This window comes from Gilliamella sp. Choc6-1 (assembly GCF_001690385.1).
GTDB lineage: Bacteria > Pseudomonadota > Gammaproteobacteria > Enterobacterales > Orbaceae > Gilliamella > Gilliamella apicola_A.
On the sequence record NZ_LZHI01000057.1, the window covers coordinates 1 to 17,546 of the forward strand.

14 protein-coding genes, 1 pseudogene and 1 CRISPR repeat array are annotated in these 17,546 nt (G+C 33.5%); of the genes and pseudogenes, 10 read left to right on the plus strand and 5 right to left on the minus strand.

All coding sequences use genetic code 11. The features are described from left to right. Positions 1–247 (minus strand): annotated as a pseudogene (locus tag A9G36_RS07580) (hypothetical protein); the annotation flags it as partial. Between the two features lie 833 nt (positions 248–1,080). Then, a CRISPR array of direct repeats spans positions 1,081–1,414; the repeat unit is 29 nt; unit sequence GTGTTCCCTGTATACACAGGGATAAACCG. 312 nt (positions 1,415–1,726) lie between these two features. On the opposite strand from A9G36_RS07580, the gene proP reads away from it, so the two are divergent. The 3 genes from proP (at position 1,727) to A9G36_RS07595 (ending at position 4,845) form a co-directional block, all read left to right on the plus strand. Continuing rightward, positions 1,727–3,232, plus strand: coding sequence for a glycine betaine/L-proline transporter ProP (gene proP, locus A9G36_RS07585; RefSeq protein WP_034946509.1), 1,506 nt, complete (start codon positions 1,727–1,729; stop codon positions 3,230–3,232). Between the two features lie 223 nt (positions 3,233–3,455). Then, the gene (locus A9G36_RS07590) at positions 3,456–4,247 is read left to right on the plus strand and encodes a siderophore-interacting protein (protein WP_065569595.1); all 792 of its coding nucleotides are present in this window, start codon (positions 3,456–3,458) and stop codon (positions 4,245–4,247) included. Positions 4,248–4,263: 16 nt separating this feature from the next. Beyond that, positions 4,264–4,845 carry an acyl carrier protein phosphodiesterase gene (locus tag A9G36_RS07595; protein WP_065569596.1) on the plus strand — a complete coding sequence of 194 codons (582 nt, stop codon included), beginning with the start codon at positions 4,264–4,266 and terminating at the stop codon, positions 4,843–4,845. Between the two features lie 98 nt (positions 4,846–4,943). On the opposite strand, the gene ilvY is transcribed toward A9G36_RS07595, so the two are convergent. Next, complete coding sequence (ilvY, locus tag A9G36_RS07600; protein ID WP_065569597.1) at positions 4,944–5,855, minus strand: HTH-type transcriptional activator IlvY; 912 nt, start codon at positions 5,853–5,855, stop codon at positions 4,944–4,946. A 188-nt stretch (positions 5,856–6,043) separates the two neighbouring features. Between ilvY and prfC the strand changes: the two genes are divergently transcribed. Together prfC and ptrA are read left to right on the plus strand one after the other, a co-directional pair. Continuing rightward, complete coding sequence (gene prfC / locus A9G36_RS07605; protein ID WP_065585592.1) at positions 6,044–7,636, plus strand: peptide chain release factor 3; 1,593 nt, start codon at positions 6,044–6,046, stop codon at positions 7,634–7,636. 450 nt (positions 7,637–8,086) lie between these two features. Continuing rightward, the gene (ptrA, locus tag A9G36_RS07610) at positions 8,087–10,978 is read left to right on the plus strand and encodes a pitrilysin (protein ID WP_065585593.1); all 2,892 of its coding nucleotides are present in this window, start codon (positions 8,087–8,089) and stop codon (positions 10,976–10,978) included. A gap of 224 nt (positions 10,979–11,202) precedes the next feature. On the opposite strand, the gene A9G36_RS07615 is transcribed toward ptrA, so the two are convergent. Continuing rightward, positions 11,203–11,574 (minus strand): hypothetical protein, encoded by a 372-nt coding sequence (locus A9G36_RS07615; RefSeq protein WP_065569600.1) that lies wholly within the window; start codon positions 11,572–11,574, stop codon positions 11,203–11,205. A gap of 50 nt (positions 11,575–11,624) precedes the next feature. Next, entirely contained in the window at positions 11,625–12,251 is a 627-nt protein-coding gene (gene lexA, locus A9G36_RS07620; protein WP_034946494.1) for a transcriptional repressor LexA, read from the minus strand. 412 nt (positions 12,252–12,663) lie between these two features. On the opposite strand from lexA, the gene coaE reads away from it, so the two are divergent. From coaE to tsaD, 4 genes are read left to right on the plus strand one after another with little or no spacing between them, the layout of a single operon-like run. Continuing rightward, positions 12,664–13,269: a dephospho-CoA kinase gene (gene coaE, locus A9G36_RS07625; protein WP_034946493.1), complete on the plus strand. Its 606-nt coding sequence runs from the start codon at positions 12,664–12,666 to the stop codon at positions 13,267–13,269. Positions 13,270–13,275: 6 nt separating this feature from the next. Beyond that, positions 13,276–14,013 (plus strand): cell division protein ZapD, encoded by a 738-nt coding sequence (locus tag A9G36_RS07630; protein WP_034946491.1) that lies wholly within the window; start codon positions 13,276–13,278, stop codon positions 14,011–14,013. Positions 14,014–14,044: 31 nt separating this feature from the next. Continuing rightward, entirely contained in the window at positions 14,045–14,263 is a 219-nt protein-coding gene (gene yacG / locus A9G36_RS07635; RefSeq protein ID WP_034946489.1) for a DNA gyrase inhibitor YacG, read from the plus strand. Then, on the plus strand, positions 14,263–15,285 hold the full coding sequence (tsaD, locus tag A9G36_RS07640) for a tRNA (adenosine(37)-N6)-threonylcarbamoyltransferase complex transferase subunit TsaD (RefSeq protein ID WP_034946486.1): 1,023 nt from the start codon (positions 14,263–14,265) through the stop codon (positions 15,283–15,285). Before yacG ends, tsaD begins: the two co-directional genes overlap by 1 nt. Positions 15,286–15,320: 35 nt before the next feature. Here the strand turns inward: tsaD and A9G36_RS07645 are convergent, their stop codons facing one another. Beyond that, positions 15,321–15,617, minus strand: a complete 297-nt coding sequence (locus A9G36_RS07645) for a DUF4282 domain-containing protein (protein ID WP_065569601.1) — start codon at positions 15,615–15,617, stop codon at positions 15,321–15,323. Positions 15,618–15,737: 120 nt separating this feature from the next. On the opposite strand from A9G36_RS07645, the gene ycaO reads away from it, so the two are divergent. Then, positions 15,738–17,507: a 30S ribosomal protein S12 methylthiotransferase accessory factor YcaO gene (gene ycaO / locus A9G36_RS07650; protein WP_065569602.1), complete on the plus strand. Its 1,770-nt coding sequence runs from the start codon at positions 15,738–15,740 to the stop codon at positions 17,505–17,507. The last annotated feature ends 39 nt before the right edge of the window (positions 17,508–17,546 follow it).

The following is a 17,546-nucleotide window of genomic DNA, read 5'->3' on the forward strand; positions in this document are numbered from 1 at the left end:
AAGTAGCCGGTTGGTTTAAAAAAGCATCGGTAGATAGGGTTTTATTGGCACTGGTAAAAGTAATGGTGTAACGCCACAGCTGGTTTAAGGCCTCTTCGCCTTTGACGTTTAACACCGATATAGGAGCGCTGAGTTCATCAATGGTTAGTGTATAACGGTTATGGCTAACTTTATTTGTTAATTGGCTAAGCAAATCTTTCCCTGCTTGTCCTGCTTGTTCGACGATTTTATCTAAATGTTTTACCATTTTTTTTCCTTATTATTCTTCGCATTCAATTTAATAAGTGCGTTTTACCCCATTAAATGGATTAATGATTAGTTGTTTTAAGGGGCATGAATAGATAGCCATAAATCTGGCGTTGAGGATTGTTACATTGATAGCGTGATTGCTTTGTTTTTATTAGAAAACCAAACCGTAAGGGACAATAATCAAATTTATTGTGAATAAACCAATGCAAATGAATGAATATCATGCTGCATAATGCGGGCATTTGATCTACTAACAATCGTGACATCCTTAACTATACTACCTTGCTACTTATTTAGTTTTGTCATATTTATCTATTTTTATCGGTAATTTTAATAATCAATAATGATAACTAAAATCAGGCATAAAATTACACGATTTTTACACAATTTGCAATATTTAATTGAAGTTAATTTATTGAAATTTAAGATAAGCTTAGTGAGTCATGTTTTTTTAGGTTGCTGCTTTTAAGCCCACTTAAAATTTTATCAATTAACTGGGGTTAGGGTTTTCGCATTAAGATAGAGGGAATATCTTTTCGTAATCAGGAGTAAACCACCAATAAAAAAGGGAATTAATCTAAAACAGTTATGATAAATCTTGTACCAATACGAAAACAAAAGGTGATGTTTTTTATTTAGGCTCAATCAAATACTGCATCTTATTGAATTTAAAATAAAAAAAATTTTTTATTGGTAGAACGGTAGAAATTAAAACAAGCCTACTTATGACTTTTTAAAAATCAATAAGTTAAAAATCTTTAAAAATTTAAAAAATCTGGTAGAATTTATCGGTCGCTATAACTGTAAATAAAACAGATAGCTACAATTAGAGTGTTCCCTGTATACACAGGGATAAACCGTGTCCAATATTGATCTGGCGATTATTCGGATGGTGTTCCCTGTATACACAGGGATAAACCGATTAAATTATGAGACCAGCAACTTTTGCACTCGTGTTCCCTGTATACACAGGGATAAACCGGCTAAAGAATGGCTTCTGAGATTTGGGATAGTGTGTTCCCTGTATACACAGGGATAAACCGTTCAATATGAGCGTTGAAACAGCAGCGGAAGCGTGTTCCCTGTATACACAGGGATAAACCGCGGTTGTTATTAAATGTATCGGGCATCGAACTGTGTTCCCTGTATACACAGGGATAAATTACCCTAGAATCTTTCACATTCGCTTCAATTTTACAAAAAAGCGGAATATTGCTATACTTATCTACTTAATTTCCACGAAAAGGAATTGTTTTGTCGATATTCATTTAAAATTTAACTTACCGACATAACAACAGTTTTTGCTTTTTTATTATCCTCTATTTTTTATCTTTGCTTGATTTTTCGTCAAATTTAATTAATTGAAACACATAGTTAATATGTAATTTAAAACGTATTTATTCTGTATTAATAAGTAACCGATTTATTTTGTTGCATTATTCCTTTTCTTTTATTTGCATAAAAAAGGCGGTATTTTATGAATAAAACAATAGACTCTAAAAATAAACCCTTAAGTATAAATGATATTACCATTATTGATGATAGTAAGTTAAAAAAAGCGATAACCGCAGCAGCACTCGGGAACGCTATGGAATGGTTCGATTTTGGGGTTTATGGTTTTTTAGCTTATGTTTTAGGGCAAGTGTTTTTTCCTGATGCATCACCAAGTATTCAAGTTGTGGCCGCTTTAGCAACTTTTTCGGTCCCTTTTTTAGTTCGCCCTTTGGGTGGGTTAGTGTTTGGGATTTTAGGTGATAAATTTGGTCGCCAAAAAGTCCTTTCTGTTACCATTGTTATCATGTCGTTAAGTACCTTTTGTATTGGGCTTATTCCTTCTTATGCCTCAATTGGCATTGTAGCACCACTTTTATTGCTCATTGCTAAATTGGCGCAAGGGTTTTCAATCGGTGGAGAGTATTCAGGAGCGGCTATTTTTGTTGCTGAATATTCACCAGATCGTAAAAGGGGCTTTATGGGCAGTTGGTTAGATTTTGGTTCTATTGCTGGCTTTTTAGTAGGGGCAGGCTTAGTTGTGTTGTTATCAACTATTCTTGGTGAGGCTAAATTCCAAAATTGGGGGTGGCGAATTCCTTTCTTATTTGCATTGCCATTGGGTTTGATTGGTATATATTTGCGTCATGCCTTGGAGGAAACGCCTGCTTTCCAACAATTTACTGATTCAATAGATGAAAATAATAAAGATAAAGTCGAAAATCTATCAAAAATTACCTTTAAAGAGATTATCACTCAATACTGGAAAAGTTTATCTGTTTGTGTCGGATTGGTGCTAGTTACTAATGTGACTTATTATATGTTACTTACCTATATGCCGAGTTATTTATCGCATAATTTAAATTATCCTACAGATCATGGTGTGTTAATTATTATTGCTATTATGATTGGTATGTTGTTTGTGCAACCTATGATTGGTTTAATCAGCGATAAAATAGGGCGTAGACCATTTATAATCGGCGGAAGTTTGGGGTTATTTATTCTTTCTTATCCTACTTTTATGATGATTAATAGTGATGTTATTGGGTTAATTTTTTTAGGGTTATTGATATTAGCGGTTTTACTTAACTGTTTTACGGGAGTTATGGCATCTATTTTACCGGCTATTTTTCCAACCCGTATTAGATATAGCGCACTGGCTATTTCGTTTAATATTTCTGTGCTTATAGCTGGAGCTACACCAACTGTTGCTGCTTGGTTAGTGGAAGAAAGTAATAATCTTTATATGCCCGCTTATTACTTAATGATAGTGGCATTAATTGGATTATTCACTGGCTTAAAAATGAAAGAAACCGCTAATAAGCCACTGAGAGGCGCAACACCAGCGGCGTCTGATCGCTCAGAAGCAAAAGAAATTTTGTCCGATCATTTTGATTCTATTGAGAAGAAAGTCGAAGACATAGATGAGCAGATCGAAACTCTGCAAGAACAGCGTCAGGATTTAGTCGATCAGCATCCTAAGTTAGATTGAGATTGTTTGGTTCGGTGTTTTTTTGATAATGAGAATTTTGCATGAGTTAAGTCGTGCTTCTTTAAGTTCTCTTAACAATCATTAAGTTGATATAATTTTTGATGGTAATAAGTGTGTTTGGTGTAAGAATATCAGGTTTATAAATTGAAAAGATAGCATAATTTATTAAATATTTGTTGTATGATTATTTTTGTTTTGAAAAAGAAATATAAGGGTTCATTTTATGTTAGAACGCCCAAGAAGAGTGATCGTTAATGCTTTACTGACGGTGTTAAAAGTAAAGCGGATATCGGATAGTTTTATTCGAGTACAGTTTAGCTGTGATAAACGGTTAACGATTGATCCTCTGTGGATATGCCCTCACTTGAAGTTACTTTTTGCTGATCCTTCAACCGGTACAATTATGTTTCCACAATTGGATGAAAATAATAAGATTGTGGTCAACGATAAAATACGCCAACTTGTACGTAGTTATAGTATTCGCTATTTTGATGAAGTAACTAATCAATTATCAATCGATTTTGCCATTCACTCTGAAGGTTTAGCAACACGCTGGGCTCAAGAAGCTAAAGTAGGCAATCAGATTGGTATTGTCAGTATAGTTGGTAAATTAAACTTTAATAATGAAACGCTTGTGTTAATGGGCGATATTTCAGCAGTTCCTACCATTTGTTATACACTTGAACATTTACCTCATAATTATATTGCCTATGCTTTTATCGAAGTTAATCATCAAACCGATATTATACCATTGCCAATTCATGAAAAAGTTAAGATTAATTGGTTTATTCGTGATTACAATAAACCCAATCAATTAGTCGATAAGGTGATTAATGATTCCGAAATTGTGAATCATAATAATCTATTATTCTGGGGAGGAATGGAAAGTTCATTGGCTCAACAATTGCGTCAGGCTTTGAAAGATAAATATGTGGATTTACCTCCTAATGCTATACATGTTATTAGTTATTGGCGTGAGGGATTTGCTGAAGGTGAGTTTAAGCATCGTGAATAATAGTTGAATTTATTTTATGAATATTCTTGCACATTTGCACTTAGCAACATTAGCCAATAGTTCATTAATTGGCAATACATTAGCTGATTTTGTTAAAGGCGATCCTTATTTGACTTATCCGAATGAGATTGCCAATGGCGTTATGTTGCACCGTAAAATCGACAAGATGACCGATACTCTGCCCGAAGTTAGGCAAGCTAAATTGCTATTTCGAAAAACGCATCAACGAGTTGCACCTATTACATTGGATATTGTTTGGGATCATTTTTTATCTAAGCATTGGTCAACTTATGGAGTTGGGTTGAGCGTAGCTGAATTTAATCGCTCAACTCAGTTGCAGATACAGCCTTTTATTTCTAATTTTCCTTTAGACTATCAAGATTTTATGCGAGCAATGTGGCAGGGTGTTTGGCTTGAAAATTATGTTTCGCTTCATTTTATTGGCAAAGTGTTAAATGGGATGGCTAATCGGCGACCAAAATTATATTTGTTAAAAGAAACAATTTTTGATATTGAGTTAAATTATAAACGGTTAGAAGAGCTTTTTTTTAGGCTGTACCCTGAAGTATGCGAACAAGTAAAATTATTAACGATTTGAAATCAAACCCAGAAATAGAGTGGCTATTAGTTTTAAGTTGTCTTGTTATGATGCTGATAAACCTTAATCCATAAAATAAATTTACCAAAATAAGATTGTTATTTACCTTTTGGAATATGTGATAAATTTAAATTGCTGATTGCCCAAAAAGCTGCAATGATTTTTTCTGATAAACGTCTTTTTTGTACACAAATGCCTATATCAAAGGGCTCCATTAAATTTGTTGGCCATTGGGTCGTGCGTTCTCTAATCCTTTCTGGGCTATTTTCTATTACCACTTTTGGTAATAATGCTACACCGCATCCAAGTGCCACCATGGAAACAATAGCTTCATGTCCAGCAACTGTGGCATAAATTTTAGGATTGATAATTTTTTGTTGTTTAAACCATAAGTCAATGCGGTGTCGGCTTGGTCCGTGCTCAGGTAAAATAAAAGGAATATTATGCCAATCTGGCTTTTTTTGATGTAATTTGTCATTAAATGAGCTATTAAGCTTGGGTATTAGTAGCACCATTTCAATTTCACCGAACTTTAAAAATTCGATGCCAGAAGGGAGTTGTTTTGGTTTTCCTGCAATAGCTAAATCAGCTTCATTTGACTTTATTTTTTCAACTGCATCGGCCGCATCGCCCGTTGATAACTTAATTTCAACAAGAGGATAATTTATCCTAAAATGATCAAGTATATCCGGCAAATGGCTATACGCGGCTGTGACCGAACAAAAAAGGGTAAGTTCGCCCATTAGTTGTTGATTAAATTGATCTAGTTCTTGCCTTAGCTGTTGGTGTTGATTAATTACCTGTTGAGCAAATTGTTTTACTTTTTCGCCTACTTGCGTAATTTGTACTTGTCTATTATCACGGATAAATAGTGGATGGCCGAAATGTTCTTCAAGGCGTTGAATTTGTCTAGATAGCGTTGATGGACTAACATGCATGGCATTTGCTGTTATGCCAAAATGGCACGTTTCGCATAAGTGTAAGTACAATTTTAAATCACGAATATTCATAGAAGCTTCCATTTTAATTTAACACTTCTTGGCAAGAAGAAAGCGATTTACTGATTCGTAGTAAATGTAAATATTATGCATAGATAGATGGGTAAGGCAAATGCAATAACCAATAACATCAATGGTAATATATAACGATACCTGTTAAAATATACAATTATTTTGTGTAAGTTAAAACAGTTAATTTTATGACAGAACAAGCTTATTTAGATGAAGTTAATGCACGTCGCACTTTTGCAATTATTTCTCACCCCGATGCAGGTAAAACAACCATTACTGAAAAGGTATTATTATTTGGTCATGCAATTCAAACCGCTGGAACTGTAAAAGGACGTGGTGCCAATGCACAACATGCTAAATCTGACTGGATGGAAATGGAAAAACAACGTGGTATTTCAATTACTACCTCTGTTATGCAGTTTCCTTATAATGGCTGCTTAGTTAATTTATTAGATACCCCAGGGCATGAGGATTTTTCTGAAGATACTTATCGTACGCTAACAGCGGTTGATAGTTGTTTGATGGTAATTGATGCGGCAAAGGGTGTTGAAGATCGTACACGCAAGTTAATGGAAGTTACACGGTTGCGCAATACACCAATTTTAACTTTTATGAATAAGCTAGACCGTGATATTCGCGATCCTATGGAACTGCTTGATGAGGTTGAAAACGAGCTAAATATTATGTGTGCACCTATTACTTGGCCAATTGGTTGTGGTAAGTTATTTAAAGGTGTTTACCATTTAGCTAAAGATGAAACTTACCTTTATCAATCAGGGAAAGGTCATACAATCCAAGAGGTTCGAATTATTAAAGGGTTAACTAATCCTGATTTGGATTTAGCGGTTGGTGATGATTTAGCTAATCAATTACGTGAAGAATTAGAACTAGTACAAGGTGCATCAAATGAATTTGATTTAGAGGCTTTCTTGTCGGGCGATTTAACACCAGTTTTTTTTGGTACAGCTTTGGGTAATTTTGGTGTTGATCATATGCTCGATGGCTTAACTAATTGGGCTCCAACACCTCAACCTCGTCAAACTGATAAGCGCGAAGTCGAATCATCAGAAGAAAAGTTCAGTGGTTTTGTCTTTAAAATTCAAGCTAATATGGATCCTAAACATCGTGACCGTGTTGCATTTATGCGCATTGTATCGGGTAAATATGAAAAGGGCATGAAGTTACGACATGTACGTATTGCTAAAGATATCAATATTTCTGACGCTTTAACGTTTATGGCTGGTGATCGTGAACATGTTGAAGAAGCCTATGCGGGTGATATCATTGGTTTACATAATCATGGCACGATTCAAATAGGCGATACCTTTACACAAGGTGAAGATTTGAAATTTACAGGCATTCCTAACTTTGCACCAGAGCTATTTCGCCGAATTCGTCTTAAAGATCCACTTAAACAAAAGCAGTTGTTGAAAGGTTTAGTTCAGTTGTCTGAAGAGGGCGCTGTGCAAGTATTTCGTCCTTTAATGAATAATGATTTAATTGTTGGAGCAGTTGGGGTACTTCAGTTTGATGTGGTCGTTGCTCGTTTAAAATCGGAATATAATGTTGAAGCCATTTATGAGCCTGTCAATGTTACTACTGCTCGTTGGGTAGAGTGCAATGATGTGAAAAAATTTGAAGAATTTAAACGAAAATGTGAACAGAATTTAGCTTTAGATGGTGGAGATAATTTATCCTATATAGCACCAAGTATGGTTAATTTAAATTTAACTCAGGAAAGATACCCTGATGTTGAATTTAGGGAAACACGTGAACATTAATTGTGATTTTAGGCTATTAATTTTATAAAAAGAATAAAAAAGAAGAACTAGTATTTTAGTTCTTCTTTTTTATTAATCTTCATATTTAGGGCTGTAAATTTCAATGCTTTTAAATAAATTCTAGTTCAGGATATTCATTGGTTGTTTGTTTATTTTTTTAGTAATTTGTCTATTTATCTATGAAATTGATGTTTTGTTTTTTTAGTGTGCAAATTAGTTATTAAATTTCATTGAGTATTAAAGTTAGAAGTATTTTTAACTGATTGTTTGGTTTTAACTACTTTACTATTGCTAATTAGAGCAGTAATAAAGTGGGGCTGTAGATAAAATAGTGATCATTAAGGCTGACTTGAATTACATATGATCCTTCATTCTATCGATTTCAGATTTATGTTTTGTTCTTAATTATTGAATTTAGAATATAATAGTATTTTTTAGTGGGAAAATTATATGAATAACATAAAAATTAAATTGATTTTTTTTATTGTACTAGGATTCATTATTTCCAATTTTTCTTTTGCTATTGAAAATAAACTTGTTCAACCAGTATTATTAGAAAAAATACAGCAAAGCGAGCGAGATGAGCGCCAATATGAAGTGATTAAGCTGGCTAATGATATGCGAGTTTTATTAGTGTCAGATCCTAAAGCGGTTAAATCTTTGGCATCACTTGCTTTACCTGTTGGGTCTTTACAAGATCCTAAAGATCAGCAAGGGCTGGCGCATTATGCAGAACATATGGTGTTGATAGGGTCAAAAAATTATCCAGAACCAGCGAGTTTTTCACAGTTTTTAAGCCGACATTCAGGTAGTTATAATGCCAGTACTGCAGCACATAGAACGGCTTTTTATTTTGAAGTTGAAAATAGTGCGTTAGATACAGCACTTGATTATTTAGCCGATGCTATTGCCGATCCTAAGTTAGATCCTAATTTTGCCGATAAAGAACGCAATGCCGTTAACGCTGAAATGACTATGGCTAGATCAAGTGATGGTTTTAGAATTGGGCAAGTTGATTCTGAAACAATTAATCAAAATCATCCAGCTTCGCAATTTTCAGGTGGTAATTTAGAAACGTTAAGCGATAAAGTTAGCAGTAAGTTGCAAGATGCATTAGTTCGATTTCATGACAATTATTATTCAGCCAATATTATGGTTGGGGTGGTTTATAGTAATCAGTCTATCAATAAATTGGCAAAATTAGCTGAAAGTACTTTTGGTAAAATCCCTAATAAAAATATTAATGTGCCTAAAATTGATAAACCAGCAATAACTTCTGATAATTTAAGTAAGAAAATTGTTATGGTTCCGGCTCAACCCAAAAAGTTGTTGATGTTGCAATTCCCAATTGATGATAACTTAGCTAAATTTGCTGACAAAAGTGATGAATACATTGCCTATTTAATTAGTAATCGTAGTCAAAATACTTTGGCTGATCAACTGCAAAAACAAGGATTAATTGAAAGTATTCAAGCAGGAAGTGATCCGATTCGCTATGGTAATAGTGGTATTTTTAGTATTAATGCTACGTTAACCGATGAGGGGCTTGCACAAAAAGATATAGTTATTGGTGCCATTTTTAATTATTTACAATTAATACAAAAAGAAGGGATTTCTGAAATTTATTATGAAGAGCTTAAAAAAGTTCTCGCATTAGAATTTAAGTATCAAAATGTTGAACGCGATATGTCTTATGTAGAATGGTTGTCAGATCAGATGCTGATGTACCCTGTTGAGAATATATTGAATTCTGATTATATTGCTAACCATTTTGATAAAGCAGAGATTAATAAGCGCTTAAAAAGTTTAACACCAGATAATGTTAGGCTTTGGGTGATTTCATCAGATCAAACAACCAATAAAACTGCGTATTTTGTTGAAGCTCCCTATAAAATGGATAATATCACTGAACAACAGAAATCAAATTGGGTAGCTTTAGGTAAAAATTATGTGTTTAGTTTGCCAGAGTTAAATCCTTATATTCCTGATGATTTTTCTATTTCAAACAAAAATAGTAATCAAATTCAACCCGCAGAATTTAGCAATCGGGGGAATTTTATACATTTTGTTAGTCAATATTTTTCTAAAGAACCTAAAGCAGCAATTGTGGTTTCGTTACGTAATAATCTAGCTTTTGTTGATGTAAAATCTAAGGTGTCGTTTGATTTACTTGACTATATAATTAGCCGTAGCTTAGATCAATTACAATTTCAAGCTGCAGTTGCCGGTATGTCATTATCAACAAATTATGATAATGGTTTGATGATTAGGGCTAGTGGTTTTAGTCAACATCTTCCGAAAATGGTTACTACTATCCTTAATAGTTTTCGGGATGTTACCATTGATGAGCATAATTTGGCTTTAGCTAAATCTTGGTATCTTGAACAATTAGATAAATCGGATCATGCTAAAAGTTATTGGTTAGCCGTTAATGCTGTTAATGCTTTGTCTGATTTGCCTCATTATTTTGAACGTGATAAGCGGCGGCAAATTACTTCAGAGATTAGTGTTAATGATCTTGTAGCTTATCGTGATAATTTGTTAACTCATTCTGTGCCATATATGTTAAGTCTGGGTAATTTGTCTAATGAAGGTTCATTGGATCTTTATCATTCAATCCAAAAAACATTAGTGCGTGATGCTAGATTTACACCGATTGAAAATATTAAAATTAAAAAACCGCTAGAAGCTCAAATTACTCAGCAAGCTAAAAGCACTGATAATGCTTTGATGATGGCTTATATTCCAATTAATTATGATCGCATAAGCAGTAGTGTGTTAAGTTATACTCTGTCTAAAATTATTTCACCTTGGTTTTATGACCAATTACGCACCAATGAGCAACTCGGCTATGCTGTATTTGCTGTTCCTGCCTTTGTTGGCGATTCAATTGGGTTGAGTTTTATTCTTCAAAGTAATCAGTATGATCCTGTATACTTGTTAAAACGTTATCAAGCGTTTTATCCAATTATTTTAAGTAAATTGCAAGCATTATCAAAAGAAGATGTTGAACAGTTCAAAAAAGCAGTACTTGATTCGTTGACTATGCCGCCGCAAACATTAGATGATGAACTCAATTTTTATATGTCTGATTATCGGTTTTCGCGTTTTATGTTTGATTCTAAAGATAAAAAAATAGCACAGATTAAAAAAATCACTCAGCAAGATTTAGTTGATTTTTATAATCGTTCGGTAATGGAACAAAAAGGTTTAGTATTGGCAACGCAAGTACTTGGTTCAGTTACTAATTCAGCTAAACAGCCTCAAGCAATAAATGATTTTACTGAGTTTAAAAATGCATCAGCCTTGCAGAAATTATTATTAGGCGAAATAAATAAATAAAATTTAATGTTGGGATAAATGCTTTTGAGCGGTAACTTTTCAATATTAAATGTTTTTATTGGTAAGATGTCAGTACATTTGATTTATTATGATTGATATGATTGAGTATTCTTAATACAAGTTTAGTAAACTACAACTCAGTAAGTTATTTATGCAATGTAAAATGAGGTAATTGTATGCAATTACCTCATTGATTTAATGAATAATTTATCTAATCAAATTGATTAATAGTATAATTCTTCTGCACCGTTATCAATTGTGTTTTCATGATCGCTTGATCCCGGCAGCGCCCTAGAACGGTCGATTGGTACATAGCTGCCATTTCGTGTTTCTACTTGACATTCACCTAAATAAATTGAGTATTTAGTGTTTGCATGCATACTGACACCTCGGAAGTAGCAGTGAGTAGCACTATATAAATCTTGTCGACAAAGTATCGCAATAATTAACCATACAACAAGAATCGCTAAGCCTACCCATTTTAAATATTGCCAAACAAAAGCCCAAAAACTCTGCTTACAAAAATGGCAATAAACAGCAATGAGTAAAATTACACCGATAAATCCTAAAAATTCGTATAACCAAAATAGCCACATATCGTTCCTCCTAGACAATAATTAGTCGCTATTTTATACTAACTTTATAGTTACATCCATGCCCCATTACGAATAATACCAACAGCAAGCCCTTCAATAGCAAAATTTTGTTGTTCTAAATCGATTTCAATTGGTGAAAACGCTTCGTTTTCGGCAAGAAGATGAACATTTTTGCCTTGACGAGATAGTCTTTTTACTGTGACCTCATCATCAATGCGAGCAACAACAACTTGCCCGTTTTTAACATCTTGTGTTTTGTGTACTGCGAGCAAATCACCATCTAATATGCCAATATCTTTCATGGACATGCCATGAACGCGTAGTAGAAAATCTGCATGAGGTTTAAAAAGAGAAGGATCAATTTGATAATGGCTTTCAATATGTTCTTGAGCTAAAATTGGCGAACCAGCAGCAACTTGCCCTATAAGCGGTAAACCAACTAATTCGTTTGGATCTTCTTGATTTTCAAGCAATAGTCGAATACCCCGGGATGATCCAGTTATCAATTCAATTGCTCCTTTTTTAGCTAGTGCTTTTAGATGTTCTTCAGCTGCATTAGCCGAACGGAATCCTAAACTTTTAGCAATTTCTGCTCGAGTTGGTGGCATACCAGTTGTTTGAACATTTTCTTTTATTAAGTCATAAATCTGTTGTTGTCGCTCTGTTAATGGTCTCATATTTTTTCCTGTGTTTATATACAGATATATGTAATTATATACAGCCAATTTGATAAAGCCAACTGTTTATTTAATTTATTTTTAGTCTATAAATAATTAATGTATATAGCTTAAGATAAATTTTGTTACCTTGTGCAAAGATCATCAATTGATTAATGTCATTAATTGTTTTTAAATTATGAATTTAATGCTAAAAACTTACATTGACATAGTTAATGGGGTATTTAATATTTAATAGGTGGTATACTTATTCTTTATTAGAAAATGATTGATATTGCGTTATCTACAAAATATAAGGGTAGTAATAAAAAACTACTAATTCTTTATATAACGTTGAGATGATTTAGGTTATGTAATGAACCTTTACTGTATGATATACTATTAATAGTATTACTAGGTTGGAATTTGTATCATGTCTTATGTTGTTGCACTTAGTGGAGGGATTGCTAGTGGTAAAAGTACCATTGCCAATCTATTTGCTAATTTAGGTGTGCCAATTATTGATGCTGATATTATCGCTCGTCAAGTTGTTCAAGTTGGAACAGATGCATTCTCACAAATCGTTAAGCATTTTAGCCAAGAAATTTTGTTACCAAACGGTGATTTGGATCGCAGTCAGTTAAGAGAAATTATATTCAATAATGATCATGAAAGGCTTTGGCTAAATAGCTTATTACATCCAATTATCCATAAAGAAACTCAGCTATTATTAGCCAAACAATATGCAATTTATGTCATTTGGGTTGTGCCGTTATTAATTGAGAATAATTTAAACGAATTTGCTGATCGTGTGTTGATTATTGACACACCAAAGTCACTACAATTAGCTCGCTTGGTTAAAAGAGATCACGTTGATGAATTATTAGCAGAAAAAATGATACTTTCACAAGTTACTTCTAGTAAAAGATTATCTTATGCTGATGATATTATTAAAAATGATGGTGATTTATCTTCATTAACGTTACAAGTCAATAAATTACATCAGCAATATTTAAAAACATTTGGAAATGAAGAATGAATAAGCATGAATGATATTATTTTTGAACATCCTTTGAATGAAAAAATGCGTATTTGGTTACGTATTGAATTTTTGTTACAGCAGATCAATATGCATTGTCATTTTAATCAAAACAATGCATTGCTTTTTTTTCATGCATTATCAGAATTACTTGAAATAATTGAACGCAATGATGTAAAAGGCGATTTGATAAAAGAGATTGAATCTCAAAAACAAAAACTTAACGCATGGATAAATATTGATGGTGTAGATCAAGAGTTATTAAATGGATTACTGAGCAAGCTAGAGTCTTTTTTAATTAGATTTAATACAATATCTAGATTAGGTCAGCCTTTAAAGGATGACCGTTTTATTATGGCAATTAGACAACGATTAATGATTCCTGGGGGATGTTGTAGTTTTGATATACCTTCTTTTTATCTGTGGCTTAAACTCTCTCAAGAAAAACGAGATGCACAAGTTAAGAATTGGTTAGAAAATTTGTCCTTATTGGATGAATCCTTGACATCTTGTATGCAATTAATAAGGCAATTAGGTGAATTTAAGAAATTTAATTATAGTAATAACTTTTTCCAAGAAACAAACGGCGATGTAAATTTGATCCGTATCCGCGTTTCTTTAGATAAAAGAGTTTATCCGAAAGTTTCTGGGCATATGTCTCGTTATAGTATACGTTTTTTACCGCTTGAAACTTGTGAAAATGTTAATATAGATACCATTGAATTTGAGCTAGCATGTTGCTAATAATTTTAAAGAGAACTTGAAAAGAATAGTAATGAATAGTCTAACAAAAGCATTTGTTAAATGTCCAACTTGCCAAAAAGAGGTCGAGTGGTCAGAAAAGAGTCCATACCGTCCTTTTTGTAGTAAACGCTGTCAACTTATCGATTTGGGTGATTGGGCAACAGAAGAATATCGTATAGCTGATAAAGATATATCAGAACAAGATCTTTGGAGCGACGAAAACACATCAGATTTTTCAGGTAAGCATTAATGAAGATTCTTGGCATAGAAACCTCTTGCGACGAAACAGGCGTTGCGATTTATGATGATGAGCACGGTTTAATGGCTAATCAACTATATTCACAAATTAAATTACATGCTGATTATGGGGGAGTGGTTCCTGAGCTTGCATCACGCGATCATATTCGTAAAACAGTACCACTAATTCAAGCTGCATTAAAAGAGGCTAATTTAACCTCAGCGGATATTGATGGTGTTGCTTATACTGCGGGACCAGGGTTAATTGGTGCTTTAATGGTAGGCGCATCAATTGGGCGTTCACTCGCTTATGCTTGGAATGTTCCTGCTATTGCGGTTAACCATATGGAAGGGCATTTGCTTGCGCCAATGCTTGAAGATAATCCTCCTAAGTTTCCATTTGTGGCGTTATTGGTCTCTGGAGGACATACTCAATTATTTAGTGTAACTGGTATTGGACAATATAAATTATTAGGTGAATCAATTGATGATGCTGCAGGTGAAGCGTTTGATAAAACAGCTAAGCTACTTGGACTTGATTACCCAGGTGGTGCAAAATTATCTCAATTAGCTAAACAAGGGAATCCTTCTCGGTTTCATTTTCCAAGACCAATGACCGATCGACCTGGGCTTGATTTTAGTTTTTCTGGTCTTAAAACGGCTGCTGCAAATACTATTCATCAAAATAAAACTGATAATCTTATTGATCCACAAACTAAAGCTGATATCGCTAGAGCTTTTGAAGATGCACTTGTGGATACCTTGGTAATAAAAGTGCGCCGAGCTCTTGAACAAACAGGATATAAGCGTTTAGTTATTGCAGGTGGTGTTAGCGCTAATGATTCATTACGTGACAAACTTTCTAGTCTAATGCAACAAAGAAATGGGCAAGCTTATTATCCTAGGCTCGCATTTTGCACTGATAATGGTGCAATGATAGCTTATGCGGGGATGATTCACTTGAAGTTAAAAGTTAATAATGAGTTGGCTATTGAAATTAATCCAAGATGGGCATTAGATATATCCAACAATTAAACGTTGGATATATCAGTCAATCAGCTTATAGAAGATTAACTGTTTTTATCTTCAATATTAGTAGGGCTATTGCTATTGTTTGATTGTAAATCAACTAGCTTTTCTAAGTTTCTATTAATGCTAAAAAATACGCACATTAATTCAAAAATAAGGCGTGTAGCTATAACACCACCAATTAAGCCAAATAATCCACCTAAAAAAGACACGTAACACATGTTAATAATATTCATGATTACAATAAAAGCTAACAATAACCAATATAGGAAAGTTAACACACTTGGCATTATTAAACGTCTAAAAAAAAGTAAATCTAATGGTTTAAAATTATTCATCTCTTCCTCAATATTTTTGATGTATATTATTAAAATTAAGTTTAGAATGATTATTTAAAATAATCCTTTTATATTAGAAAACATTTTCTAGAAGAAATCAATATAATTAATTATTAAAAAATTATGAAAACTTTTATTCTTGGCAAAGATGCCGCTCTTGAAGATTCGATCGATTATTTTCATCAACAATTAACTAAATTTAATTTAGAAGTTAAGGAAGCCTCTTGGCTAAACCCAGTTCCTAATGTTTGGTCAGTTCACATACAAAATAAAGCATGTCCACTCTGTTTTGCTAATGGCAAAGGTGCAACGAAAAAAGCTGCTTTGGCTTCGGCATTAGGGGAATATTTTGAACGATTGTCTACCAATTACTTTTTTTCTGATTTTTATCTAGGTAAGCAGGTAGCTAATGCAGAATTTGTGCATTATCCCACTGAAAAGTGGTTTGCTATTCCAGATGATAACTCATTACCAAAAGGCTTGTTATCAAAAAAACTCCTCAAGTTTTATGATCCCGATAAAGAGTTAGGCGCTACGGATTTAGTAGACTTGCAGTCAAGTAATATCGAACGAGGTATCTGTGCTTTACCATTTGTATCACAATCTGATCAAAAAACAGTTTATATTCCCGTTAATCTCATTGCTAATTTATATGCATCAAACGGTATGTCAGCAGGTAATACACGTAATGAAGCACGCGTTCAGGCTCTATCTGAAATTTTTGAACGTTATGTAAAAAATAAAATAATTTCGCAAGCAATTAGTTTACCGACTATTCCAATAGATGTGATTAATCGTTATCCTGCTGTTTTGGCAGCTATAACAACACTTGAAAACGAAGGATTTCCACTTTACTGTTTTGATGCTTCATTGGGCGGTGAATTTCCTGTCATTTGTGTCGTGTTATTTAATCCTGAAAATAGTACTTGCTATGCTTCGTTTGGTGCTCACCCTAATTTTGGTGTAGCTCTTGAAAGAACAGTTACTGAATTATTACAAGGGCGCAGTTTAAAAGATCTTGATGTCTTTTCACCGCCAAGCTTTAATAATGATGAGGTTGCTGAACTGAGCAATTTAGAAACGCATTTTATTGATTCAAGTGGATTAATTTCTTGGGATTTATTTAAAGAAGAATCCAATTATGATTTTGTTGATTGGGATTTTTCGGGCACAACAGAGCAAGAATTTAATAACTTAATGGCTATTTTTACTCGTCACAAAACGGAAGTCCTCATTATGGATTATGAGCATCTTGGGGTTTATGCTTGTCGAATTTTAGCAGTTGGTATGTCCGAAATTTATCCACCTGAAGATTTATTCCTTGCTAATAATAATATGGCAATTCACTTGCGTGATTTGATTTTATCCCTACCAAGTAAAAAGCATTCAGCTAAACAATACCTTACCATTATTGAGCAATTAGATGAAGAGGGATTAGATGATTCTGCTAGAATCCGTGAACTACTCGGTATTGCAACTGGTAAAGATAATGCATGGTTAACATTGCGAGTCGGTGAGTTGAAAGCAATGTTGGCCTTGGCAGGTAAGGATTTAGAACAGGCAAAACAATGGATTGATTGGACAGTGGAAATGAATGAATCTATTTTTACCAAAGAGCGCAATCATGCCTATCGTTGCTTACAAACATTAGTAAATTTTATACTTGAACGTAATAAAAAGCAGTTTAGTGATTATCAAAGTGCTTTTTATAAAATGTATGGTAAAGTATGCGTTGATGAGATGTGGCAATATGCAACAAGCGAGAAAACGTTTTTTGGTTTGGTTGATTTCGCAACGACAGATAAATCATCAAATCAGAACTTAGAACAATTTGCAATGCACCAAAAAATATTGGCTGTCTATCACAAATTACATCAAGCTATGTTATAAAAACGCTTTAAATATTCCACCGAATAAAGCCGGTGGAAT

Bases quoted from the DNA above. Each gene is read 5' to 3' on its own strand.
- A9G36_RS07595 (WP_065569596.1), top strand. From the start codon at position 4,264: ATGAATATTCTTGCACATTTGCACTTAGCAACATTAGCCAATAGTTCA.
- A9G36_RS07590 (WP_065569595.1), top strand. From the start codon at position 3,456: ATGTTAGAACGCCCAAGAAGAGTGATCGTTAATGCTTTACTGACGGTG.
- prfC (WP_065585592.1), top strand. From the start codon at position 6,044: ATGACAGAACAAGCTTATTTAGATGAAGTTAATGCACGTCGCACTTTT.
- coaE (WP_034946493.1), top strand. From the start codon at position 12,664: ATGTCTTATGTTGTTGCACTTAGTGGAGGGATTGCTAGTGGTAAAAGT.
- ptrA (WP_065585593.1), top strand. From the start codon at position 8,087: ATGAATAACATAAAAATTAAATTGATTTTTTTTATTGTACTAGGATTC.
- tsaD (WP_034946486.1), top strand. From the start codon at position 14,263: ATGAAGATTCTTGGCATAGAAACCTCTTGCGACGAAACAGGCGTTGCG.
- yacG (WP_034946489.1), top strand. From the start codon at position 14,045: ATGAATAGTCTAACAAAAGCATTTGTTAAATGTCCAACTTGCCAAAAA.
- A9G36_RS07630 (WP_034946491.1), top strand. From the start codon at position 13,276: ATGAATGATATTATTTTTGAACATCCTTTGAATGAAAAAATGCGTATT.
- proP (WP_034946509.1), top strand. From the start codon at position 1,727: ATGAATAAAACAATAGACTCTAAAAATAAACCCTTAAGTATAAATGAT.
- lexA (WP_034946494.1), bottom strand. From the start codon at position 12,251: ATGAGACCATTAACAGAGCGACAACAACAGATTTATGACTTAATAAAA.
- A9G36_RS07645 (WP_065569601.1), bottom strand. From the start codon at position 15,617: ATGAATAATTTTAAACCATTAGATTTACTTTTTTTTAGACGTTTAATA.
- A9G36_RS07615 (WP_065569600.1), bottom strand. From the start codon at position 11,574: ATGTGGCTATTTTGGTTATACGAATTTTTAGGATTTATCGGTGTAATT.
- ilvY (WP_065569597.1), bottom strand. From the start codon at position 5,855: ATGAATATTCGTGATTTAAAATTGTACTTACACTTATGCGAAACGTGC.